The organism is Pseudomonas sp. TUM22785 (assembly GCF_028198105.1).
Lineage (GTDB): Bacteria > Pseudomonadota > Gammaproteobacteria > Pseudomonadales > Pseudomonadaceae > Metapseudomonas > Metapseudomonas solani.
Genome location: NZ_CP116239.1, coordinates 101,507 through 123,978 on the forward strand (window position 1 = coordinate 101,507; position 22,472 = coordinate 123,978).

Consider the following 22,472-nt stretch of genomic DNA (forward strand, 5'->3'; position numbering starts at 1 on the left):
GGCTCGGTGACACAAGATATTGATGCGCGTCATCGATCTGGCACTACATGTTGATAGGGTGAGCCGCTTCCAAGGGTTCATCCAGACGACAGGAGGTTCCGGCGAATGGCGAAGACAGGCACCACGATCCAGGCGCGCGAGGGCATCGCCCTGCAGGCCGCTTCGGAAGATATCTGGGACAGCAAATACCGTCTCAAGCACAAGGACGGCACCGCGGTCGACACCTCCCTCGACCACACCTGGCAGCGGGTCGCCAAGGCCCTGGCCGAGGTGGAGGGCAAGGACGCCGAACACTGGTACGAACGCTTTCTCTGGGCGCTGCGCAACGGTGCCATCCCCGCCGGGCGGATCATTTCCAACGCCGGCGCCCTGGGCCACAAACCGGCCACCTCCACCATCAACTGCACCGTCTCCGGGATCATTCACGATTCCATGGACGACATCCTGGCCAAGGTCCACGAGGCCGGGCTGACCCTCAAGGCCGGCTGCGGCATCGGCTACGAATTCAGCACCCTGCGCCCGCGTGGCGCCTACGTCTCCGGCGCCGGCGCCCATACCAGCGGGCCGCTGTCGTTCATGGATATCTACGACAAGATGTGCTTCACCGTGAGCTCGGCCGGCGGTCGCCGGGGCGCGCAGATGGGCACCTTCGACGTCAGCCACCCGGACGTGCGCGAGTTCATCCGGGTCAAGCGCGAGGACGGCCGCCTGCGCCAGTTCAACCTCAGCCTGCTGATCACCGACGGCTTCATGCAGGCGGTGGAGACCGACGACGACTGGCCCCTGGTATTCCCCGTGCACGCCAAGGAGCTGGGCGAGGTGGATCTGGGCGACCCCGAGCAGGTGGTCTGGCGCGAGTGGCCGGTGCACGAGGGCTACCAGGTGCGCGAGGACGGGCTGGTGGCCTGCCGCGTCTATGGCCGGCTCAAGGCCCGGCACCTGTGGGACATGATCATGGTCTCCACCTACGACTATGCCGAGCCGGGCTTCATCCTCATCGACCGGGTCAACGACCTGAACAACAACTGGTGGTGCGAGGCGATCCGCGCCACCAACCCCTGCGGCGAGCAGCCGTTGCCGCCCTATGGCTCCTGCCTGCTGGGCTCGATCAACCTGACCCGCTTCGTCGAGGCGCCGTTCAGCGAGGATGCGCGCTTCGATTGGGACCGCTTCCGCGAGGTGGTGAAGGTCTTCACCCGCATGCTCGACAACGTGGTGGAGATCAACGGCCTGCCGCTTGCGCAGCAGCGCGAGGAGATCACCAGCAAGCGCCGCCATGGCATGGGCTTCCTCGGCCTGGGCTCGGCGCTGGCCCTGCTGCGCCTGCGCTACGGCAGCCCGGAAGCCTGCGTGTTCACCGAGGAAGTGGCCCGCGAGATGGCCCTGGTGGGCTGGCAGCAGGCCCTGGAGCTGGCCCGGGAGAAAGGCCCGGCGCCGCTGCTGGCCAAGCGCTTCGCGGTGACCGCGGAGATGCTGCGCAAGCGCCCGGAGATGGCCGCGGACGGCCTCAAGGTGGGCGACGAGGTGCCCGGCAGCCTGCTGCACGCGCGCTATTCGCGCTACATGCAGCGCATCGCCGAGTACGCGCCGGAGCTGGTGGAGGAGCTGGCCCGGGTCGGCGCGCGCTTCACCCACCACAGCTCCATCGCGCCCACCGGCACCATCAGCCTGAGCCTGGCCAACAACGCCTCCAACGGCATCGAGCCGAGCTTCGCCCACGCCTATTCGCGCAACCTGATCCGCCCCGGGCGCAAGACCAAGGAGAAGATCGAGGTGTGCAGCTACGAGCTGCTGGCCTACCGCACCCTGGTCAACGCCCACGCCGTGCCGGGCGCCGAGGCTGCGGCGCAGAAGCTGCCGGACTACTTCGTCGCCGCCGACGACATCAGCCCGGCCGAGCACGTGGACATCCAGGCGGCCGCGCAGAAGTGGGTGGACTCGTCCATCTCCAAGACCGCCAACGTGCCCACCGACTACCCCTTCGAGGACTTCAAGGACATCTACCGCTACGCCTGGCGCCAGGGCCTCAAGGGCTGTACCACCTTCCGTTTCAACCCGGCGGCCTTCCAGGGCGTGCTGGTGAAGGACGCGGACCTGGAGAAGACCCGCTACCGCTTCGAACTCGAGGACGGCAGCGTGGTGGAGCTCAAGGGCAACGAGCAGGTGGAGTACGACGGCGAGCTGCACAGCGCTGCCAACCTCTTCGACGCCTTGAAAGAAGGCTATTACGGCAAGTACTGATTCGCGGAGGCAGTGATGAGCGTGAAGATCAGCCAGAAGATCAAGGGCTTCAAGGTGGTCGACGTCGAGGCCGAGCGCGTGCGCCTGGCCGCCGAGGAAGCCGCCGCCGTGGTGCAGATGGACGAGACCCTGCAGCGCCCGGAAACCCTGGTGGGTGCCACTTACAAGATCAAGTCGCCGCTGTTCGAGCATGCCCTGTACGTGACCATCAACGACGTGGTGCTCAACCCCGGCACGGCCTACGAGCAGCGCCGGCCTTTCGAGATATTCATCAACTCCAAGGGTATGGAGCACTTCCAGTGGATAGTCGCCCTCACCCGCATCATGTCGGCGGTGTTCCGCAAGGGCGGTGACTGCACCTTCCTGGTGGAGGAGCTCAAGGCGGTGTTCGACCCGCGTGGTGGCTATCTCAAGCGCGGCGGTATCTACATGCCCTCGTTGGTGGCGGAGATAGGCGCGGTGCTGGAGCGCCACTTGATCGCCATCGGCCTGATGGAAGGCCAGCAACTGGGTGAGGAGCAGAAACTCTACCTCGCCGAAAAACGCGCCGCCTACGAAGCCAGCCTGGGCACCAGCACCGCTGAACCCGGCGAAGGCTTCCCGCCTGGCTCCCAGCTCTGCGGCAAGTGCAACACCCAGGCCGTGGTGCAGATGGACGGCTGCGCCACCTGCCTCAACTGCGGGCACTCGAAATGTGGGTGAGCCGGATCAGGCGAAGCATGCTTCGCCCCGGCGAACGCCCGGCCATGGATGGCCGGGCCGGGGTCGAACTGAGGCAGCGGAGCACCGACAGGGACGTCCACAGCGGGCTTTACCTTCACTCGGTCAACGCATGCGTTGCGCCGGCGAACGCCCGGCCAAGGATGGCCGGGCCGGGGCTGAACCGGGGCAGCGGAGCATCGACAGGGACGTCCACAGCGGGCTTTACCTCTACTTGTTCAACGCATGTCCCGTGCCCTCCCTGGGCTAAAGCCCAGGCTACATCTGCCCTCTATCCTTGCCCTTCCGTGGCTTCTGAGTCGGACGTAGGTAGCTGCACCACTTCCGGCGAACCGGCACCATGGCGCTTTTCCAGGTTCAGGGAGAACCCGAATGATCCGCTTCACCCTTTCGGATGTAGAACATGGCGCCCCTTATCCACGCCTGCCGGCCGATACCGTCATGCGCACGCTGCTCAACCGGCCGGTGGAGGCGCTGGATTGCGCGGCCGCCGAGCTGCTGGAGGAGGACAACTGCAACGCCTTCGCCAAGGCGGCGTGCCGTGCCTTCTATGGGCATCACCCGCTGGTGATCCGCCCGGACGATATCTGGTTCTGCATCGCCCAGGGCTTCGCCAACCACATGGCCCTGCATGGCGAGCAGCTGCGGCCCGACCTGGTGAGCCACACGGGCAAGAAGACGCTGACGGTGTTCTGCCCCGACTACCCCTTCGCCGACAAAAGCCGCTGGGTCGAGCTGTTCGGTGACTTCTCCCGGCAGATCGCCGGTGAGATTCCGCAGTTCTCCGCCTTCATCGCCACCGCCTTTTCCACCACCGGGTCCATCGAGCAGGCGGCCTTCTCGCTGTGCTGGATGGATGCCTTCAGCGGCTATTTCGACTACGAGATGCTGGCCGGCTGCGGCATCCCCGAGATCGAACTGCAGGGCAGCGAGGATGACTGGCGCCTGATCATCGAGCGTTTGATCGCCCTGGAGGGTTACGGCCTGGGCCATTGGGTGGCGAGCCTGAAGCCGGTGCTGGAGGCGATCGCCCGCACCGCGGCCGGCGAGGTGGACCGCGCCTTCTGGGAGTCCTTCTTCCGCTATCGCAGCGGTTCGGGCCCGTCGGAGCTGACGGGCTGGATCCTTACGCTCTTCCCCTACATCGTCGACACGGCCACCGACGCGCTGCGACCGAACCCCTACCTGGGGGATTGGCAGGTGCGCTTCGAGCGAGCGGGCGTGATGGCGCTAAGCGGTGACTGGCTGGTGGCGGACCAGGCCCAGGGGCCGGGCCTGCAGGCCATCCCCAAGAGCCTGGTGAGCGCGGTGCTGCTGATCGACGAATTCACCACCGGCACGAAGCGCAATGCCCGGTTGGTGGGCGGCCTGTTCGGCGTGGCCCAGCGCGACGCGGACGGCGCGTTGTACCCGGCGTTCGGCTGGGCGGTGGTGGAAGAGCCCGCTAGCTAGAGCGCGAAAGGCAGCGGCAGGTGCACGTCCTGGCGGTGGGCCAGGCGGCGCTGGAATTCGGCGGGGTCGTGGATCAGCACGTCCTGGCCGGCGAAGGCGTTGGCGGCGATCAGGCGGGACAGCCAGAAGCGCACGCAGGCGATGCGCAGCAGCGCCGGCCAGAGTTCCGCTTCGGCGGCACTGAAGGGACGCAGCGCGGCATAGGCGCCGAGCAGGGCGCGGGCGCGGTGGGCGTCCAGGCGGCCTTCGTCGTCGGAGCACCAGTCGTTCAGGCAGATCGCCAGGTCGTAGAGCATCGGGCCCGAACAGGCGTTGTAGAAGTCGATCAGCCCGGCCAGGTGCGGGCCGTCGAACAGCACGTTGTCGCGGAACAGGTCGGCGTGCAGGTTGGCGCGGGGCAGGGCGACGATGCGCGGCTTGAGCTCGGCGATTTCCTTCAGGGCGTCACGCAATAACGGCAGTGCGGCATCGTCCAGTTGCAGGGCAAGGGATGGGCCTTCGGCAAGCATCCAGTCCAGGCCGCGGTCACTCTTGCGCTCGATGGGGTGCGCGCGGGTGGCCAGGTGCAGGCGGGCCAGCAGCGCGCCGACTTCGCTGCAGTGGTGCGCGTTGGCTTCGCGCACATGCTTGCCGGCGAGCCGGGGCTGCAGCAGGGCGGGCTTCCCGGCCAGCTCGCGCAGGGCCTGGCCATCGCCGGTGCGCAGGGCGTAGGGCACCGGCAGGCCGGCGTCGTGGAGCACGTCGAGCAGCTCGATGAAGAACGGCAGGTCGTGGCTGGGGCCGCGCTCCACCAGGGTCAGCACGTACTCACCCTGCTCCAGGCTGACGAAGAAGTTGCTGTTCTCCGAGCCTTCGGCGATGCCCTTGAAGTCCTTGAGCCGCCCCAGCCCGTAGGGGGCCAGGAAGGTTTCGAGTTCAGGGCGTTCGAGCGGGGTGAAAACGGACATTGGACTACCTTGTTACGGTCGGCGCAGCAGCCTTACCAGCTGAAGATTTCCCACTGCGGGATCAGCATGTCCGGGTTGTCCGACCGGATGAAGTTGCTGTCGCCGTCTGCGCGGACCAGGAAATAGGGTTTGCCACCCTTGGGGGTGACCTTGATGGCGTACAGGAAGCCGTTGACGCGGTATTCCTGGATGGTCTTGTCGCCGTCCTGGCGGATGGTCACGTCGGGCTCGGCAGAGGGGGCGTCGTCGGCGGCGAATACGCCGGCCGGTGCGACGACCAGCAGGCTGGCAAGCAACAGGCGGTTGATGGCGCGCATGGTGGTAACCTTGTCCCTTATCGTCAATGATCGGGCCATTCTACTGCGGGTCCGGCGAATAAAGGTTGAATTCACGCATGAGCCAAGCCCCTCTCGTCCTGGTGGACGGTTCCTCCTACCTGTACCGTGCCTTTCATGCCCTGCCTCCGCTGACCACCTCCGCCGGCCTGCCGACGGGTGCCGTCAAGGGCGTGCTGAACATGCTCAAGAGCCTGCGCAAGCAGTACCCGGACAGCCCCTTCGCGGTGGTCTTCGACGCCAAGGGCGGAACCTTCCGCGACGAGATGTTCGCCGAGTACAAGGCCAACCGGCCGTCGATGCCCGACGAGCTGCGGGTGCAGGTCGAACCGCTGCACGCCACCGTGCGCGCCCTGGGCCTGCCGCTGCTGTGCGTGGAGGGCGTGGAGGCCGACGACGTGATCGGCACCCTGGCCCGGCAGAGCGCGGCGCTGGGCCGTGCGGTGGTGATCTCCACCGGCGACAAGGACATGGCGCAGCTGGTCGACGGGCACATTACGCTGGTCAACACCATGACCGGTAGCGTGCTGGACATCGATGGCGTGAAAGAGAAATTCGGCGTCGGTCCTGAGCTGATCATCGATTACCTGGCCCTGATGGGCGACAAGGTCGACAACATCCCGGGCGTGCCCGGCGTCGGTGAAAAGACCGCCCTGGGCCTGCTGACCGGCGTCGGTGGCGGCCTGGACGTGCTCTACGCCAACCTCGACAAGGTGCCCGAGCTGGCGATCCGCGGCGCCAAGGGGCTGCCGGCCAAGCTCGAAGAGCACAAGGAGATGGCCTACCTCTCCTACAAGCTGGCGACCATCAAGTGCGACGTCGAGCTGAGCGTCGAGATCGAGGCGCTGCACCCCGGCGAGCCGGACGTGGAGGCTCTGACCGAGCTGTACCGCACCCTGGAATTCAAGACCGGCCTGGATGACCTGCAGCGCCAGGCCAAGGCCGCCGGCGAGACGCTGCCGCCGCCCGCAGCGCCGGCCGATGCGGTCGAGACCCGCTATGAAACCGTGCTGGAACAGGCGCAGTTCGATGCCTGGCTGAAGAAGCTGCAGGACGCGCCGCTGTTCGCCTTCGACACCGAAACCACCAGCCTCGACCCGCAGCAGGCGCAGGTGGTGGGCGTGTCCTTCGCCGTCAGCCCGCACGAGGCGGCCTATGTACCGCTGGTCCACTCCTATATGGGTGTGCCCGACCAGCTGGACCGCGACGCCGTGCTCAAGGCCCTCAAGCCGCTGCTGGAAGACCCGGCCAAGGGCAAGATCGGCCAGCATGCCAAGTACGACATGAACGTATTGGCCAACGCCTCGACGCCCATCCTCATGCAGGGCATCGCGTTCGACACCATGCTCGAATCCTATGTGCTGGACTCCACCGCCACCCGCCACGACATGGACAGCCTGGCACTGAAGTACCTCGGCCAAAGCACCATCCGCTTCGAGGACATCGCCGGCAAGGGCGCCAAGCAGCTGACCTTCGACCAGATCGCCATCGAGCAGGCCGGCCCCTACGCCGCCGAGGATGCCGACGTGACCCTGCGGCTTCACCAGACGCTGTGGCAGAAGCTGGAAGCCGTGCCTTCGCTGGCTTCGGTGTTCCGCGATATCGAGATGCCGCTGGTACCGGTGCTGGCGCGTATCGAGCGCAACGGTGCCTATGTCGACGCCAAGCTGCTCGGTCAGCAGAGCATTGAGCTGGGCGCGCGCATGGTGGAGCTGGAGCGCCAGGCCTATGAGCTGGCCGGCCAGGAGTTCAACCTCGGCTCGCCCAAGCAGCTCGGCGCCATCCTCTACGAGAAGCTGGGCCTGCCGGTGCTGTCCAAGACCGCCACCGGCCAGCCGTCCACCGCCGAGAACGTGCTGGCGGAGCTGGCCGAGCAGGACTTCGAGCTGCCCAAGGTGATCATGCAGTACCGCACCGTGAGCAAGCTCAAGAGCACCTACACCGACAAGCTGCCGGAGCAGATCAACCCGCGCACCGGGCGCATCCACACCTCCTACCACCAGGCGGTGGCGGCCACCGGGCGCCTGTCCTCCACTGACCCGAACCTGCAGAATATCCCGATCCGCACCGCCGAGGGCCGGCGCATCCGCCAGGCCTTCGTCGCGCCCAAGGGCTACAAGCTGTTGGCGGCGGACTACTCGCAGATCGAGCTGCGCATCATGGCCCACCTGGCCAAGGACGAAGGGCTGCTGGATGCCTTCCGCCATGACCGCGACGTGCACCGGGCGACGGCGGCGGAAGTCTTCGGCGTCGAGCTGGAGCAGGTCAGCAACGACCAGCGCCGCAGCGCCAAGGCGATCAACTTCGGCCTTATCTATGGCATGAGCGCCTTCGGCCTGGCCAAGCAGATCGGCGTCGACCGCAAGCAATCCCAGGCCTATATCGACCGCTACTTCGCCCGTTACCCCGGCGTGCTCGCCTACATGGAACGCACCCGCGAGCAGGCGGCCCAGCAGGGCTTCGTCGAGACGCTGTTCGGCCGTCGCCTGTACCTGCCGGAGATCAACTCGAAGAACCAGGCCATGCGCAAGGGCGCCGAACGCACCGCGATCAACGCGCCGATGCAGGGCACCGCGGCCGACATCATGAAGCGCGCCATGGTGGCTGTGGATAACTGGCTGACGGAGTCCGCCATCGATGCGCGGGTCATCCTCCAGGTCCACGACGAACTGGTGCTGGAAGTGCGCGAGGACCTGGTGGACCAGGTGCGCGACGCTATCCGCCCGCTGATGAGCGATGCGGCGCAGCTGGATGTACCGCTGCTGGTGGAAGTGGGCGTGGGCGACAACTGGGACGAGGCGCACTGAGCCGGCGCCATTCCTGGCATAGACCTCCTGCGCATAAAGCAGGAGGCTCTAATAACGAACGGTTTTCAGCGGGGCGGTGAACTTTATACCTGGGCACAGGGTCAGAGGATGGGAATGGCTGGTGAAGCCTTCGATGCTCCTTTTGCTGTGTTTAGTGTTGGCAGATATCTGAACCCCGCCCTAGCGGTTCAGACTTGAACCCCGAACTTCCCCCTCCCCATACGAAGCTCGGGGTTTTTTTTGCCTGCGATTCAGGCCTCCGGCTCGACCTGCTCGAATTCCTCGCCCAGTTGCAGCCAGTTGGCCAGCACCGCTTGCGCTTCCTCGATGCCCTGGCGCTTGGGTGCCGAGAACAGCTGGATGGTCACGCCCTCGCCCCAACCTTTGCGGATGTCCTGCTGAACCTTCAGCAGCGCGTTCTTCGCGGCGCCGAAGGCCAGCTTGTCGGCCTTGGTCAGGAGGATGTGCATGGGCATGTTGCCGGCGCTGGACCAGTCGAGCATCAGCCGGTCGAAGTCGGTCAGCGGATGGCGGATGTCCATCATCAGGATCAGTCCGGCCAGGCTTTCGCGGCTGCTCAGGTAGGCTTCCAGGTGGCGCTGCCAGTGCTGCTTGAGCGGGATCGGCACCTTGGCGTAGCCATAGCCGGGCAGGTCCACCAGGCGACGCTGGTCGTCCAGGGAGAAGAAGTTGAGCAACTGGGTGCGCCCCGGGGTTTTCGAGGTGCGTGCCAGGCTGGCGTGGGTGAGGGTATTCAGCGCGCTGGACTTGCCGGCGTTGGAACGCCCGGCGAACGCCACTTCCAGACCTTCGTCGGGAGGGCACTGATCCACCTTGGCGGCACTGATGAGAAAGCGGGCCTGTTGGCACAGACCGATGATCGGGTTCTTGAATGACATGAGGTGTCCACGGGTGCGACGCGGTGTCGCAGGGGGCTGTTTCGTTTCCGTTTGAGCATCGCCAGTATATAATGCCGCAGATTTAGTGTGCGCTTTATCCCCCAGGGTTCAGTGTTCACGGGACTGACCGTTGCGCGACAGAACGCATGGCAGGGCCCCTCTGATGAGGTTGATCATGAAGAAAGTGCTACTCGTCGCAAGCCTTGCGGCGCTGGCCTTTGGCGCGCAGGCTGCTCAGGATCCGGAAGCGGTTTACAACCGGACCTGCAGTGCCTGCCACAACGGTCAACTGCCTATGGCGCCGAAAAAAGGCGACAAGGCCGCCTGGGAGCCGCGTCTGGCCAAGGGCAACGATGCTCTGGTCAAGAGCGTCACCAATGGTTTGAACGCCATGCCTCCCCGAGGCTTGTGCATGGACTGCAGTGCCGAGGACTACCAAGCGGTCATCCAGTGGATGAGCCAATAATCAAGGTGGCCCGGCGCTAACTCTTTCACCCTTAGCCGTAATTGGATTAGCTGATGAACAAAGTACTCGTGAGTCTGCTGTTGACCCTGGGCATCACCGGTCTGGCCCACGCCGCTGGCGACGCCAAAGCCGGTCAGGCGAAAGCTGCCGTATGTGGTGCCTGCCATGGCCCGGACGGCAACAGCGCTGCCCCCAACTTCCCGAAACTGGCTGGCCAGGGCGAGCGCTATCTGCTCAAGCAGATGCACGACATCAAGTCCGGCAACCGCCAGGTCCTGGAAATGACCGGCCTGCTGACCAACCTGAGCGATCAGGACCTGGCCGACATCGCCGCCTACTTCGCCAGCCAGTCCGGCAGTGTCGGCGCCGCCGATCCCAAGCTGGTCGCGCGCGGTGAAGCGCTGTTCCGCGGCGGCAAACTGGAAGAAGGTATGCCCTCCTGCACCGGTTGCCACTCCCCGAACGGTGCCGGCAACGCCGCTGCCGGCTTCCCGCACCTGGGTGGCCAGCATGCCCAGTACGTGGCCAAGCAGCTGACCGACTTCCGCGAAGGCAACCGCACCAACGATGGCGACAACATGATCATGCGCGCCATCGCCGCGAAGCTGAGCAACAAGGACATCGAAGCCGTCTCCAGCTACATTCAGGGCCTGCACTAAGTCCGGCCCAGCGGTAGAAAACGGTAAATAAAAGGGTGGCCATGGCCACCCTTTTTCATTGGCGCCCCCGCTACAATTGCCGGAACCCGACGCAACGCGATCGGTCGAAGCAAGGCCCGCCGCAGAACCATATGACCCGCTTAGGAGTTGAGCATGCGTAACCTGATTCTTTCCGCCGTTCTTGCCAGTGCGAGCCTTTTCGGCATGACCGCACAGGCCGAGGATATCCAGGCCGGCAAACAGTACGTCGAACTGAGCAGCCCGGTCCCGATTTCCAAGCCCGGCAAGATCGAGGTGGTGGAACTGTTCTGGTACGGCTGCCCTCACTGCTACCAATTCGAACCCACCCTGAACGCCTGGACCGAGAAGCTGCCGGAGGACGTCAACTTCGTACGCATCCCCGCCATGTTCGGTGGCGTGTGGAACGTCCACGGCCAACTGTTCATTACCCTGGAAAGCATGGGCGTCGAGCACGCCGTGCACAAAGCCGTGTTCGAAGCTATCCATAAGGAAGGCAAGAAGCTCTCCACCCCCGACGAGATGGCCGAGTTCCTCGCTGGCCAGGGCGTCGACAAGGCGGCCTTCATCAAGGCCTACAACTCCTTCGGCGTGAAGAGCCAGATGGAGAAGGCCAAGAAGCTCGCCATGGCGTACCAGATCTCCGGCGTACCGACCCTGATCGTCAACGGCAAGTACCGCTTCGACATCGGCTCCTCGGGCGGTCTCGAGCAGGCCACCCAGGTGGCCGACTTCCTCATCGCCAAGGAGCGCGCCGCGAAGTAAGCGGCGCCCGGCAGAGCGAAGATGCTGCGCCGCTGGAGCAATGATCGAACCGCTGGCCTGCGGGCTCCGCAGGTCAATCCTCATTGTGGCTCCAGCGGCCTCCCAAAGGATGGCCGCCTTCGGCTGCTCAGCTTCAACATCCAGGTCGGCATCAGCACCGGCCGTTACCGCCACTACCTGACCCGCAGCTGGCAGCACCTGCTTCCCCACGCCGGCCGCGCCAGCAACCTGCAGCGCATCGGTGCCCTGCTCGGCGATTTCGACCTCGTGGCCCTGCAGGAAGTCGACGGTGGCAGCCTGCGTTCCGGCTACGTCAATCAGGTCGAGCACCTCGCCCACCTGGCCGATTTCCCTTTCTGGTACCAACAGCTCAACCGCAACCTCGGGCGCATCGCCCAGCACAGCAACGGCTTGCTCAGCCGCCTGCAGCCGACCCAGCTGGAAGACCACCCCCTGCCCGGCCCGCCTGGGCGCGGCGCCATCCTTATGCGCTTCGGCGAGGGCGAGGACGCACTGGTGGTGGTGATGATGCACCTGGCCCTGGGCACCAAGGCCCGCACCCGCCAGCTCGCCTACATCCGCGAGCTCATCGGTGGCTACCGCCACCAGGTGCTGATGGGCGACATGAACACCCATGCCAACGACCTGCTGCAGAACTCGCCCCTGCGTGACCTCGGGCTGCTCGCGCCACAGGTCGAGGCCACTTTCCCGAGCTGGCGCCCGCAGCGCTGCCTCGACCACATCCTGCTCAGCCCCAGCCTGACCCTGGAGCGCGTGCAGGTCCTCAGCCAACCCATCTCCGACCACCTGCCAGTGGCGGTGGACATCCGCCTGCCCACGTCCCTTACCGGGGATGCGTTGCCGGCCCTGGTGGACACTCCCGACGGATCACCTTCATGAGCGACGACGGCCAGCGCTGGAAAGAAAAGTACCTGCAGAGCCTCGAGCAGCAGGAGAAGCTGGAGCGTCGCTGGGACGCCCGCCTCGATCTCCTGCGCCGTGGCCTGGTGCGCAGCTCCCTCGCCGCCGAAGGCAGCGACAAGGCCGTCGACCAGTGCATGCAGGAGCTGCGCGAGATCATCCGTGGCGACCAGATAGACGCCGGCCTCTCCGCCCTGATCCCGCGCCTGGAAAAGGCCGTGCTGGATTCCGAGCAGCGTCGCCAGCAACGGATCGACCAGAACGTCGGCGCCCTCACCGGGCTGACCAACCAGCTGCTCAAGCTGGATGTGCCGCGTGACGTGCGCAAATCCCTCAAGCAGTTCGCCAAGCGCATCGACGAGCGCGCCAGCCAGGCGCGTGAGATGCCTGCCCTCCTCGGCGAGCTCAGCGGCCTGCAACAGCGTGCCCTCGACGAGATCGCCAACACCGACCCTGCCGCGCCCAAGCCCGGCCTGCTGCAGCGTCTGTTCGGCAGCCAGGGTGACGCCACCGAAGACGCCCAGCCCGCTGCCGCCGCGCTGCCGACAGGTGATGCCCTGGCTCCACCACCGGCCGTCCCGGCACCTGCCGCATTGCAGGCCGCGCCCCCGCTGGACGACGAGCCCGCACCGCCGGCCCAGGCGCTCGCTGCCGCCCCGGCTCCTGTCGTGCCAGCTCCCGACGTGCCGCCTACCGTTGAGCCGGCCCCCGTGGCTGCGGCTCCCGCTCCGGCGCCTGCCCCAGCTCCTGCCCAGGCCCCCGTACCTACCCCGGCAGCCGCCACCGAGCAGTCTGCCTCGGCCCAGGTGGTCGCCGAAGCGGCGCCGGTGGTTGCGCCCCTTGTGCCCGAGGTTGCTCCTGCCGCCCCGGTCGAGCCACTCGCTGCAGCCGCTCCGGCGCCTGTCACCGCGCTGGCCGATGGTGTCAGCCCAAGCCTGACGCCGCGCCTCGACAGCCTGCCATTGCCGGCGGCGCTGCTCACCGGCGAAGGCGACCCGGGCTACGCGCTGCCCACGCCGCCCGAACCCGGCTACAGCGCCGTCGCGCCCCACGTCGCCGCCAGCCTGCGCGGGCTGCTGGACGAGCTCGACCTGCCCGAGCGCCACAAGCCCCAGGGAGAAGCCCTTCGCGAGCGTCTGGTAGGTGGCCTGAACTGGTACGAACTGGTGCCCGTGCTGGACGACCTCGCCGTGCTGGTGCTGGCCGTCACCAACAGCGAGCACCGTGACTTCGCCATCTACCTCAAGCAGCTCAACGAGCGCCTGGTCGCCTTCGTCGCTTCCATTTCCGCCGCCCAGGAGGGTTACAGCGAGACCCTGGAAAGCGCGCGCGTGCTCGACGACCAATTGCGTGAGCAGGTCAGCGACCTGCAAAACAGTGTGCAGGACGCCACCGACCTGGACGACCTCAAGCGCGCCGTGGAAAAGCGCCTCGACGGCCTGCTCAGCACCATGAACGACTACCAGCGCCAGCGCGCTGCCCGCGAAGAAGAAGTCGGCGGGCGCCTCAAGGTGCTGGTGGATCGCGTCGCCACCATGGAACAGGAAGCCAGTTCCTTCCGCGACCACCTGGAAGAACAGCGGCAGAAAGCCCTCAGCGACCCGCTCACCGGCCTGCCCAACCGGGCCGCCTGGAGCGAGCGCCTGGAACTGGAAGTGGCGCGCTGGAAGCGCTATGGCGGCGAGCTGCTGCTGGCGGTGCTGGACATCGACCACTTCAAGCGCATCAACGACAACTACGGCCACCTGGCCGGCGACAAGGTGCTCAAGATCATCGCCGGCGAGATCGCCAAGCGCCTGCGCAAGACCGACTTCATCGCCCGCTTCGGTGGGGAGGAGTTCGTCCTGCTGCTCCCCGCCACGCCGCTGGAGGGTGGCCAGCAATTGCTCGACACCCTGCGCTCGGCCATCGAGCAATGCCCCTTTCACTTCAAGGGCGAGCCGGTGACCATCACGCTGTCGGGAGGGCTGGTGTCCTTCGTCGAGGGCGAGAAGGACGAGCAGGCGTTCGAACGCGCCGACCAGGCGCTCTACCGCGCCAAGCGCGAAGGTCGCAATCGTATCGAACTGGGCTGAGCCGCCTCAGGCGGCGTGGGTCAGGTAGGGCTTCCAGTCTTCCGGCACGTGCTCCAGGCGCGGGTAGTCCAGGGCGTCCAGCTGCAGGCGCGAGAGCTGGAAGGGTGTATGCCGCAACGCCTGGGGCAGCGCTCGCAGCTCTGGCAACCACAGGCTCACATAGGTCGCATCCGGGTCGTAATGCCGGGCCTGGCGCAGCGCGTTGAAGGCCTGGCTGCGCCGTGGATCGCTGGCCACGCCGGCCAGGTAGGCCCAGTTGCCCCAGTTGCTCGCCGGGTCGTAATCCAGCAGGTGTTCTTCGAACCAGGCGGCGCCATGGCGCCAGTCCTGCTCCAGGTCGTGCACCAGGTAGGCGGCCACCACCTGGCGGCCGCGGTTGGACATGAAGCCCGTGGCTGCCAGCTCGCGCATGCTGGCGTCCACCAGCGGCATGCCGGTGCGGCCCTGGCACCAGCGTTCGAAGCGTTCGTCCAGCTGCTGCGGTGCGCGCACCGTGGCCTTCAGGCCGCCGGCTTCGAACAGCGCGCGGCCATGGCGCAGCAGGGTCCAGCGGAAGTAGTCACGCCATAGCAATTGTTGCCACAGCTGGTGGGTGGAGGCGTTGGCGCCGTACTGCGCCTCGTGGCGGCGCAGCTCGGCGGCGACGCGGCGCGGCGAGAGGCTGCCGTTGGCCAGCCAGGGCGAGAACTTGGAGGAGTACTCGCTGCCCACCATGCCGTTGCGATTCTCCTGGTAGGTGCGGACGCCCTGGGTCGCCCACAGGTAATCGCGCAGTCGCGCCAGTGCCGCGACCTCGCCGCCGGAAAAGGGGAAGGCGCTGATGGGCAGGCCGACCGGCTCACCCAGACCCAGGCGGGTTGGCGTCGGCAGGGGTTCGAAGAGCGGCTCCACCGCTTCGGGCAGGGGCGGCAAGGCCGCCGGGGCCGAGCGTGGTTGATAGACGCTGGGGCGCTGCTCCACCTGCTCGCGGAACTGGCTGAACACCGCCGGCAGGTGCTCCACCGGGGTCGGCAGCTCCTCGCGGCGCAGCAGGCTGTTGCCGGCCAGCTCACGCAGCGGAATGTCGCCGAGTGCCTGACGCAGCTCCTCCACCAGGGTGCGTTCCTGGGGCGCCACCTCCTCCAGGGTCAGTACTTCGTTCAGGTCCAGGTGTTCCAGCAGCGCCGGGATCACCTGCGCGGCGTTGCCCTGCACCACCAGCAGGCGCGAGCCGCGCTGGCGCAGCTCGGCGTCCAGGGCGGTGAGGCTCTCCAGTTGGAAGCGCGCACGGTGCACGCCCATGCGGCGGATGCCGAGGTCGCCCGGGCGCAGCAGGGTCGGGTCGAAAACGAACAGCGGCAGGACGCAATCGGCCGCCAGCGCCGCTTGCACGGCGGGGTGATCATCGAGGCGCAGATCCTGTTTGAACCAGAGCAGAGTACGACGCATGACGTAAATCCTCGGCAGGCATTTCCCTATGCCAACTGATTCCGCTGGCTTCTAGACGTTATAGGCTTTTCGCCGGGCTTGAACAGTGCCGCCGGGAGGATGACCGGTGGCGTTGCTGCCGTCGGGCCGGGAGCTGCGTATAATCCGCCCCTTTTTTCGCGGGCCCTGCCTGCATTCACCTGTGGAGACATCGTCAATGCGTCTTTCCTTTTCCCGTATCGCCAGCTGGTTGGGTGGTTTTGCCCTGACCTTCGGCGCCGTTCAGGTCGCCGGCAACGAATTGCTGCACCTGCAGGACAGCAACCTGCAGTTCTCCACCCTGCCCTATTCCGCCGGCGAGAGCTTCCTCAGCTTCGCCACCGAGCGCCCGGCCTTCACCGCCGGCCTCTCGCCCAAGGCCCTGGCGGAGCTGCCCGGCCACACCCCGGCGCCCCTGCAGATGCGCCTCAGCGGTGCCCAGGCGGCCCCGGCGCCTGGCCAGGGCGGCAACCTGCTCGGCCCGGCCTTCGACCTGCAGGCCCCCGGCTTCGACTACCTGACCCTAAGCCTCTACGACCGCGACGACCAGGACGAACCCGGCCACAGCGTGCAGTTCAGCGGCGCCTGGGCCTATGCCTTCCGCCTCGGCGAGGCCAGCTGGATGCTCGATGGCGGCCTCGACTGGGCCGGTGCCGAAGGCGACCGCGAACAGGGCCTGAGCTTCAGCCCGCAGCTGAGCTTCGATGCCGGCGACTACTTCTTCGCCCAGGGTCGCCAGCTATTCCTCGGCATCCAGTACCTGCAGCAGAGCGGTGGCTACAGCGAGCTGGACGACGTGCGCGGCAACGCCTCCCGCGAGCAACGCGCGGTCAACGGCACGCTCAAGTACCACTTCTGACCCCGATCGGCACGGCGGCGAGACGTCGCCGCCAGCGCCCTTTACACTTCGTCCTTCAGTTGAGGAGCGCCCATGGAAATTCTCGGCATCGCCGTGCTGATCTTTCTGGTCACCGACCCATTCGGCAACATCGCCATCTTCCTCGCCGCCCTGAAGAACGTGGCGCCGGAGCGCCGGCTCAAGGTGGCCCTGCGTGAGCTGGTGTTCGCCCTCGGCCTGCTGCTGCTGTTCCTCACCTTCGGCGAAAACATCCTCAGTGGCCTCGGCCTGTCCCGCGAGGCGATCGCCATCGCCGGCGGCATCATTCTCTTCATCATCGCCCTGCGCCTGATCTTCCCGCGGCCCGAGGGCGTGCTCGGCGACCTGCCGGACGGCGAACCCATGCTGGTGCCCCTGGCCACCCCGGCAGTGGCCGGCCCCTCCGCGCTGGCGGTGCTGATGACCCTGCGCAACACCCACCAGGGCGAGCTCTGGGAGCTCTACATCGCCGTGCTGGTGGCCTGGGCCTGCACCGCCCTGATCCTGCTCCAGGCAGCCTTCCTGCAGCGCTTCCTCGGCCAGCGCGGGCTGATGGCGGTGGAGCGCCTGACCGGCATGTTGCTGATCATGCTCAGTGTCGACATGCTCCTGGACAACCTGCAAAGCGTGCTACACATCACCCCATGAAAACCCTAGCCCTCGGCCTGTTGCTGGCCCTGCTCGCCGGTTGCACCAGCGGCCCGCGCATCGATCGCAGCCAGACCTCGGTCAACCAGAACAGCCGCGTGCAATACGTCGTGCTGCACTACACCTCCACCGACCTGCCGCGCTCCCTGGCGCTGCTCACCCACGGCGAGGTCAGTGCGCACTACCTGATCGGCGCCCAGCCGCCGACCATTTACCAGTTGGTGGACGAGAACCGCCGCGCCTGGCACGCCGGACAGAGCGAGTGGCAGGGGCGCACCTGGTTGAATGCGAGCACCATCGGCATCGAACTGGTCAACGAGGGCTACGAGCAGACCCCCACCGGGCGCAACTGGCAGCCCTTCGACGACCAGCAGATCGACGCGCTCATCGTGCTGCTCAAGGACATCGTCAAACGCCACAACCTGCCCCTGGGCAGCATCATCGGCCACAGCGACATCGCCCCCCAGCGCAAGGTCGACCCGGGCCCACTGTTCCCCTGGAAACGCCTCGCCGAGGCCGGCCTGGTGCCCTGGCCGGAAGCCTCCGCCGTGGCGGCCGAGCAGGCGCGCTTCGCCCAGGCGCTGCCCACCGTCGGCTGGTTCCAGATGCAGCTGGCCCGCCAGGGTTATCCGGTGCCGCGCAACGGCCAGCTGGACGAGGCCACGCGCAATGTCATCGCCGCCTTCCAGATGAAGTACCGCCCCCACCTGTTCGACGGCCAGCCCGACGCCGAGACCGCCGCCCTGCTGCTGGTGCTCAACCGCATGCCGGGCGAGGCACTGCCGCTCCGTCCCGTTACGTTCTACTGACGCTCGAATCGCGCCTAGCACCGGTCGGTGGCTGGCGTGATGACGGTGGGCTTTACCTGAGTGATCTCGCTCGGACGCGACCCTCCTCATCGTGCAGCCCCCTTCGCCTGCTGGCGCCGCACCCTCTACCCGCCCCTGCCGCGACGAGGTGATGGGTTTCGCTTCGCTCTACCCATCCTCCAAATAGCGTTCAAGCCCGCCGCTAGAGCGGCAGCGCCAGGTAGAACTGCGCGCCTTCGCCGGGGCGCGAGTAGATGCCGATGCGGCCGCCGTGGAGCTGGACGATCTCCTTGCACAGCGCCAGGCCGAGGCCAACGCCGCCGCCGGTGTAGCTGCCCAGTTGCACGAAGGGCTCGAAGATGCGCGCCTGCTGGCTGTAGGGCACGCCTTCGCCGTTGTCCTCGACGCTGAGGATCACCCGCTCGCCATGGCGCCGCGACTGCAGGCGGATATGCCCGCCATTGGGCGTGTGGCGGATCGCGTTGCTCACCAGGTTGTCCAGCACCCGCTCCACCTGGGGGCGGTCGATGGGCACGCGGGGCAGCGGCTCCTGCAGGTCCAGCTCGATGCTGATGCCCTTGTTCTGCGCCGGCTCCTGGAAGCGCGTGCGCAGGGCGCCGAGCAGGTCGTCGATATCGCAGGGCGCCAGGGTCAGGGTCTGCATGCCGTTCTGATAGCGGGAGAAGTGCAGCAGGTCGTTGATCAGCCGCACCAGGCGCTGCATCTCCTCGTCCACCGTCAGCAGCAGGTCGGACTCGCGGGACTCCTCGGCGAAGACCAGGCGTTCGCGCAGCAGCCCGAAGGCCATCTGCATGCCGGTCACCGGGGTGCGCAGCTCGTGGGAGGCGCGCAGCACGAACTCGTTGCGCACCCGCTCGAAGGCGCGCTGCTCGGTGACATCGCGCAGCACCATCACCGCACCGAGGATGCGCTCCTCGTCCAGGCTCACCGGGGTCAGGCGCCAGCTCAGCAGGCGGCTCTCGCCCTCGACCTCGATGGCCAGGTCCGGCGGCACCTGCTCCAGAGGCTGGCCGCGCAGCACCTGCTGGGTAGGCGCCTCCATGGCCGGGTCGCCCAAGGCCTGGCTCAGGGGTTGGCCGAGCTGCTCGGTCTCCCAGGCCAGCTGGCGCTGGGCCACCGGGTTGGCGTGTTCGATGCGGCCCTGGCGGTCGAGGATCAGCAAGCCGTCGTCGATGCTGTCGAGCACCGCCTTCAGGCGGCGCTGCTCGGCCAGCAGCTTCTCGATATTGGTTTCCTTGAACAGCCGCAGGCCCTCGGCCATGAGGCCGAAGCGGCGGCTCAGGGAGGCCATCTCGCTGACCGTGGAAATCGGCAGGGTCACCTGGAAGTCACCCTGGCCGATGCGGTCGGCGGCGCGGGCCAGGGCCTCGATGGGCTGGCCGAAGCGCCGGGCGATGCCGTGGGCGGTGACGAAGCCGATCAGCAGTACGGCGATGCCCAGCAGGCCCAGCAGGGTGGCCACCAGGCCGGCGCGCTCGCGGGCCGACTGCTCGGCCTCGGCGGCGCTCTGCAAGGCGTGCTTCTGCAGCGCCAGCATGGCATTGCGGGTGTCGTTCAACGCCTGGCTGAAATCATCGTCGCGGCGGTCGGTGTTGCGTTCGCTGACCCGCAGGAACTCGCCGTAGCTGTCGGCGATGGCCTGGAAGCCCTGACGGGTCTGCTCGTCGCGGGCGTTCATCAGGCCCTGTTGCACCACGGCGAGGAAACGTTGCTGCGAGGTGAGCAGTGCCTGGATATCCGGCTGTTCGCGGGTCAGGTTCACCAACTGGTCGCCCAGGTGTGTGCGCAACTTTTCGCCCAGGTCGATGGTGGCGAAGTTGTAGGAGATCAGGCGTTCCTGGGAACGGGCCAGCTGCATGACGCTGGTCAGCCCCAGCAGCAGCCCCAGGAGGGCCACGGTGATCAGCGCCGAAATGCTGAGGAAAAGCCGCGTCCGCAGCTTCATCGGCAGCTTCATAGACCGTACTGCTTGCGTTTGCGATAGAGCGTCGAGGCGTCGATTCCGAGGGTCTTGGCGGCCTGGTCGAGGGTTTCGCTGGCCGCGAGCACGGCTGCGATATGGGCCTTCTCCAGGTCCTCCAGGCTCATGGAGGCTCCTACGCGCGGGGCGTTGTTGGACGGCGCTTCGCTCAGCCCCAGGTGGGCGATTTCCACCAGCTCCTGGCCGCAGATGATGCTGGCGCGCTCGATCACGTTGCGCAGCTCGCGCACGTTGCCGGGCCAGTGGTAGCCCAGCAGGGCACCCCGTGCCGCGTCGCTGAAACCGCGTGCCGGGCGCGCGTAGTCCTTGACGAAGCGGGCGAGGAAGCGCTCGGCCAGGCCGATCAGGTCCTCGGTGCGCTCGCGCAGGGGCGGCAGGTGCAGGGTGATGACGTTGAGGCGGTAGAGCAGGTCTTCGCGGAAGCGGCCCTCGCGGACCATTTCATCGAGGTTGAGGTTGGTGGCGGCGAGGATGCGCACATCGGCGCGGCGGGTCACCGCGTCGCCCACCCGCTCGTATTCCTTGTCCTGGATGAAGCGCAGCAATTTGGGTTGCAAGGTGAGGGGAAAGTCGCCGATCTCGTCGAGAAACAGCGTGCCGCCGTCGGCCTGGTTGACCCGACCCAGGGTGCTCTCGCTGGCCCCGGTGAAGGCGCCGCGGCTATGGCCGAACAGCTCGCTTTCCATCAGCTCCGCCGACAGCGACGGGCAGTTGATGGTCACGCAGGCCTTCTTCGCCCGCTTGCTCCAGCCGTGGATGGCCCGGGACAGCTCGCCCTTGCCGGTGCCGGACTCGCCGAGGATGAGGATGTTGGCGTCGGTGCCCGCCACCTGGCGAGCGGTTTCCAGCACCGCCATCATCGCCGGGCTCTGCGAATCCAGGCCGTCGCCCGGCTTGCGCACCTCGCCCTCCAGGGCCTCCAGGCGCGCGGTGAGCTGGCGCACTTCCAGCTGCTTGGCGGCTGAAAGGCGCAGCTGGTCGGGGCTGCAGGGTTTCACCAGGTAGTCGGCCGCGCCGGCCTGCATGGCGTCCACGGCGGTGTCCACGGCCGAGTGGGCGGTGACGATCACCACCCGCATCCAGGGGGCCTGCACGCGGATCTGCGCAAGCACATCCAGGCCGTTGTCATCGCCCAGGCGCAGGTCGAGGAAGCACAGGTCGAACACCTGGCGCTGCAGGATGGCCTCGGTCTGTGCCGCACTGCTGGCGGTGGCCACGCTGTAACCCTCGTCTTCCAGGCAATAACGGAAGGTGCGCAGGATCGCCGACTCATCGTCGACCAGCAGGATGCGTCCCTTGGTTTCCGTTGCTGATGCCATTTTGTCGCTCCGCATTGTTCAGTCGTATCGCTTAGTCCAGGAATTATCGTGCAAGTTGCAAGGTCCTTTCATACATGTATTGCAGCCTGCACGCAGCGGGTATTTGCACGTCTACAATAACCAATTGATTTTAAAGGAATAAACGCCACGAAAAGGCCTGGCACAGGCCTTGCGATAACCCCTGCATCTGGAGGCGCCGAGCGCCGAAGTGGACGACAGGAGGTTTCCATGCCGCACTTGCACAGCCTGGCGCTCGCCATGGCCGGTAGCGCCTTGCTGGGGTTGGTCGCCCTGCCGGCGGCCGCCGGGGACGGCTTCAGCGAACAGATTCGCGAAGCCCGCCAGGAAGGCAGCATCTGGACCGCCTTCGCCTTCAACCATCACCTCGGCCCCTTCTCCCTCAACGTCGATGTCGAGCATGGCCTGGCCACGCTCACCGGCACCGTGGCGAATGAAGTCAACCGCGAGCTGGCCGAGCAGGTCGCCCTTGGCGTCGAGGGTATCGACGCTGTGGATAACCTCATCCGGGTCGACCCGGGCGTTCGACCCCGTTTGCTGTCCATTGCCGCCGCCGACAGCCACCTCGACGACGCCACCGTCACCGCCAAGGTGAAGTCCAAGCTGCTGTGGAACACCACCACCCAAGGTCTCGACATCGGTGTGGAGACCTGCGAAGGCCTGGTCACCCTCAGTGGTCGCTCCGCCAGCGCCGAGGCCCGTGAGATGGCCGGCAAGCTGGCCGCCAGCACCGAGGGCGTCGAGCGGGTGGACAACGCCATTCACCTCAGCGCCGACCCCGGCACCGCCCAGCGCGACGGTGAACAACGGGCCGAGGCCGGCAGCCTACTGGGCGACGCCTGGATCACCGGCAAGGTGAAGACCCGCTTCCTCTCCAGCGACAACCTCGCCGCCCTGGATATCTCCGTGGAAACCGACGACGGCGTGGTGCGCCTCGCCGGCAACGTGGCCACGGCGGCAGAAAAGGCGCTGGCGGTGGAAACGGCCAGAAATGTTCGCGGCGTGCTCGATGTGCACGCCGCATCCCTCAAGGTCGCCGGCTGAACGC

At 66.7% G+C, this 22,472-nt stretch carries 19 protein-coding genes; 13 read left to right on the forward strand and 6 right to left on the reverse strand.

Translation table 11 applies throughout. The annotated features are described in order from the left end of the window. Window positions 1-105: 105 nt before the first annotated feature. From PI990_RS00500 to PI990_RS00510, 3 genes are all read left to right on the forward strand, one after another. Window positions 106-2,241, forward strand: coding sequence for an adenosylcobalamin-dependent ribonucleoside-diphosphate reductase (locus tag PI990_RS00500; RefSeq protein ID WP_271659550.1), 2,136 nt, complete (start codon window positions 106-108; stop codon window positions 2,239-2,241). A 12-nt stretch (window positions 2,242-2,253) separates the two neighbouring features. After that, complete coding sequence (locus PI990_RS00505) at window positions 2,254-2,943, forward strand: TSCPD domain-containing protein (protein ID WP_169708402.1); 690 nt, start codon at window positions 2,254-2,256, stop codon at window positions 2,941-2,943. Between the two features lie 390 nt (window positions 2,944-3,333). Continuing rightward, window positions 3,334-4,413 (forward strand): DUF4419 domain-containing protein, encoded by a 1,080-nt coding sequence (locus PI990_RS00510; protein WP_271659551.1) that lies wholly within the window; start codon window positions 3,334-3,336, stop codon window positions 4,411-4,413. Here the strand turns inward: PI990_RS00510 and PI990_RS00515 are convergent. Beyond that, window positions 4,410-5,360: a homoserine kinase gene (locus tag PI990_RS00515; protein WP_271659552.1), complete on the reverse strand. Its 951-nt coding sequence runs from the start codon at window positions 5,358-5,360 to the stop codon at window positions 4,410-4,412. The two genes, PI990_RS00510 and PI990_RS00515, sit on opposite strands and share 4 nt — an antisense overlap. Window positions 5,361-5,392: 32 nt before the next feature. After that, window positions 5,393-5,677, reverse strand: coding sequence for a DUF2782 domain-containing protein (locus PI990_RS00520; RefSeq protein WP_111259321.1), 285 nt, complete (start codon window positions 5,675-5,677; stop codon window positions 5,393-5,395). Between the two features lie 77 nt (window positions 5,678-5,754). On the opposite strand from PI990_RS00520, the gene polA reads away from it, so the two are divergent. Beyond that, the gene (gene polA, locus PI990_RS00525; protein WP_271659553.1) at window positions 5,755-8,502 is read left to right on the forward strand and encodes a DNA polymerase I; all 2,748 of its coding nucleotides are present in this window, start codon (window positions 5,755-5,757) and stop codon (window positions 8,500-8,502) included. 251 nt (window positions 8,503-8,753) lie between these two features. Here the strand turns inward: polA and yihA are convergent, their stop codons facing one another. Then, on the reverse strand, window positions 8,754-9,401 hold the full coding sequence (gene yihA, locus PI990_RS00530; RefSeq protein ID WP_021219848.1) for a ribosome biogenesis GTP-binding protein YihA/YsxC: 648 nt from the start codon (window positions 9,399-9,401) through the stop codon (window positions 8,754-8,756). A gap of 175 nt (window positions 9,402-9,576) precedes the next feature. On the opposite strand from yihA, the gene PI990_RS00535 reads away from it, so the two are divergent. From PI990_RS00535 to PI990_RS00555, 5 genes are all read left to right on the forward strand, one after another. Next, on the forward strand, window positions 9,577-9,867 hold the full coding sequence (locus tag PI990_RS00535) for a c-type cytochrome (RefSeq protein ID WP_031287843.1): 291 nt from the start codon (window positions 9,577-9,579) through the stop codon (window positions 9,865-9,867). A 53-nt stretch (window positions 9,868-9,920) separates the two neighbouring features. Then, window positions 9,921-10,526, forward strand: coding sequence for a c-type cytochrome (locus PI990_RS00540; protein WP_021219846.1), 606 nt, complete (start codon window positions 9,921-9,923; stop codon window positions 10,524-10,526). Between the two features lie 153 nt (window positions 10,527-10,679). Continuing rightward, entirely contained in the window at window positions 10,680-11,309 is a 630-nt protein-coding gene (locus tag PI990_RS00545) for a thiol:disulfide interchange protein DsbA/DsbL (protein ID WP_021219845.1), read from the forward strand. Window positions 11,310-11,330: 21 nt separating this feature from the next. Further along, the gene (locus PI990_RS00550) at window positions 11,331-12,209 is read left to right on the forward strand and encodes an endonuclease/exonuclease/phosphatase family protein (protein ID WP_271659554.1); all 879 of its coding nucleotides are present in this window, start codon (window positions 11,331-11,333) and stop codon (window positions 12,207-12,209) included. After that, window positions 12,206-14,305, forward strand: coding sequence for a GGDEF domain-containing protein (locus PI990_RS00555; RefSeq protein ID WP_271659555.1), 2,100 nt, complete (start codon window positions 12,206-12,208; stop codon window positions 14,303-14,305). Before PI990_RS00550 ends, PI990_RS00555 begins: the two co-directional genes overlap by 4 nt. Before the next feature lie 6 nt (window positions 14,306-14,311). Here the strand turns inward: PI990_RS00555 and PI990_RS00560 are convergent, their stop codons facing one another. After that, entirely contained in the window at window positions 14,312-15,733 is a 1,422-nt protein-coding gene (locus PI990_RS00560; protein WP_271659556.1) for a DASH family cryptochrome, read from the reverse strand. 196 nt (window positions 15,734-15,929) lie between these two features. Between PI990_RS00560 and PI990_RS00565 the strand changes: the two genes are divergently transcribed. From PI990_RS00565 to PI990_RS00575, 3 genes are all read left to right on the forward strand, one after another. Further along, window positions 15,930-16,610, forward strand: coding sequence for a hypothetical protein (locus tag PI990_RS00565; protein WP_043243839.1), 681 nt, complete (start codon window positions 15,930-15,932; stop codon window positions 16,608-16,610). Window positions 16,611-16,682: 72 nt separating this feature from the next. Next, window positions 16,683-17,276, forward strand: a complete 594-nt coding sequence (locus PI990_RS00570; RefSeq protein ID WP_271659557.1) for a MarC family protein — start codon at window positions 16,683-16,685, stop codon at window positions 17,274-17,276. Continuing rightward, on the forward strand, window positions 17,273-18,085 hold the full coding sequence (locus PI990_RS00575; RefSeq protein ID WP_271659558.1) for an N-acetylmuramoyl-L-alanine amidase: 813 nt from the start codon (window positions 17,273-17,275) through the stop codon (window positions 18,083-18,085). Before PI990_RS00570 ends, PI990_RS00575 begins: the two co-directional genes overlap by 4 nt. A gap of 202 nt (window positions 18,086-18,287) precedes the next feature. Here PI990_RS00575 and PI990_RS00580 read toward each other — a convergent pair whose 3' ends face one another. Both PI990_RS00580 and algB read right to left on the reverse strand, forming a co-directional pair. After that, entirely contained in the window at window positions 18,288-20,063 is a 1,776-nt protein-coding gene (locus tag PI990_RS00580) for an ATP-binding protein (RefSeq protein ID WP_043243836.1), read from the reverse strand. Next, complete coding sequence (algB, locus tag PI990_RS00585) at window positions 20,060-21,406, reverse strand: sigma-54-dependent response regulator transcription factor AlgB (protein ID WP_021218837.1); 1,347 nt, start codon at window positions 21,404-21,406, stop codon at window positions 20,060-20,062. Before algB ends, PI990_RS00580 begins: the two co-directional genes overlap by 4 nt. Window positions 21,407-21,634: 228 nt before the next feature. Between algB and PI990_RS00590 the strand changes: the two genes are divergently transcribed. After that, on the forward strand, window positions 21,635-22,468 hold the full coding sequence (locus tag PI990_RS00590) for a BON domain-containing protein (protein ID WP_271659559.1): 834 nt from the start codon (window positions 21,635-21,637) through the stop codon (window positions 22,466-22,468). Window positions 22,469-22,472 lie beyond the last annotated feature (4 nt).

Bases quoted from the DNA above. Each gene is read 5' to 3' on its own strand.
- PI990_RS00565 (WP_043243839.1), top strand. From the start codon at position 15,930: ATGCGTCTTTCCTTTTCCCGTATCGCCAGCTGGTTGGGTGGTTTTGCC.
- PI990_RS00540 (WP_021219846.1), top strand. From the start codon at position 9,921: ATGAACAAAGTACTCGTGAGTCTGCTGTTGACCCTGGGCATCACCGGT.
- PI990_RS00570 (WP_271659557.1), top strand. From the start codon at position 16,683: ATGGAAATTCTCGGCATCGCCGTGCTGATCTTTCTGGTCACCGACCCA.
- PI990_RS00535 (WP_031287843.1), top strand. From the start codon at position 9,577: ATGAAGAAAGTGCTACTCGTCGCAAGCCTTGCGGCGCTGGCCTTTGGC.
- PI990_RS00550 (WP_271659554.1), top strand. From the start codon at position 11,331: ATGCTGCGCCGCTGGAGCAATGATCGAACCGCTGGCCTGCGGGCTCCG.
- polA (WP_271659553.1), top strand. From the start codon at position 5,755: ATGAGCCAAGCCCCTCTCGTCCTGGTGGACGGTTCCTCCTACCTGTAC.
- yihA (WP_021219848.1), bottom strand. From the start codon at position 9,401: ATGTCATTCAAGAACCCGATCATCGGTCTGTGCCAACAGGCCCGCTTT.
- PI990_RS00580 (WP_043243836.1), bottom strand. From the start codon at position 20,063: ATGAAGCTGCCGATGAAGCTGCGGACGCGGCTTTTCCTCAGCATTTCG.
- PI990_RS00560 (WP_271659556.1), bottom strand. From the start codon at position 15,733: ATGCGTCGTACTCTGCTCTGGTTCAAACAGGATCTGCGCCTCGATGAT.
- PI990_RS00510 (WP_271659551.1), top strand. From the start codon at position 3,334: ATGATCCGCTTCACCCTTTCGGATGTAGAACATGGCGCCCCTTATCCA.
- PI990_RS00555 (WP_271659555.1), top strand. From the start codon at position 12,206: ATGAGCGACGACGGCCAGCGCTGGAAAGAAAAGTACCTGCAGAGCCTC.
- algB (WP_021218837.1), bottom strand. From the start codon at position 21,406: ATGGCATCAGCAACGGAAACCAAGGGACGCATCCTGCTGGTCGACGAT.
- PI990_RS00590 (WP_271659559.1), top strand. From the start codon at position 21,635: ATGCCGCACTTGCACAGCCTGGCGCTCGCCATGGCCGGTAGCGCCTTG.
- PI990_RS00575 (WP_271659558.1), top strand. From the start codon at position 17,273: ATGAAAACCCTAGCCCTCGGCCTGTTGCTGGCCCTGCTCGCCGGTTGC.
- PI990_RS00500 (WP_271659550.1), top strand. From the start codon at position 106: ATGGCGAAGACAGGCACCACGATCCAGGCGCGCGAGGGCATCGCCCTG.
- PI990_RS00515 (WP_271659552.1), bottom strand. From the start codon at position 5,360: ATGTCCGTTTTCACCCCGCTCGAACGCCCTGAACTCGAAACCTTCCTG.
- PI990_RS00545 (WP_021219845.1), top strand. From the start codon at position 10,680: ATGCGTAACCTGATTCTTTCCGCCGTTCTTGCCAGTGCGAGCCTTTTC.
- PI990_RS00520 (WP_111259321.1), bottom strand. From the start codon at position 5,677: ATGCGCGCCATCAACCGCCTGTTGCTTGCCAGCCTGCTGGTCGTCGCA.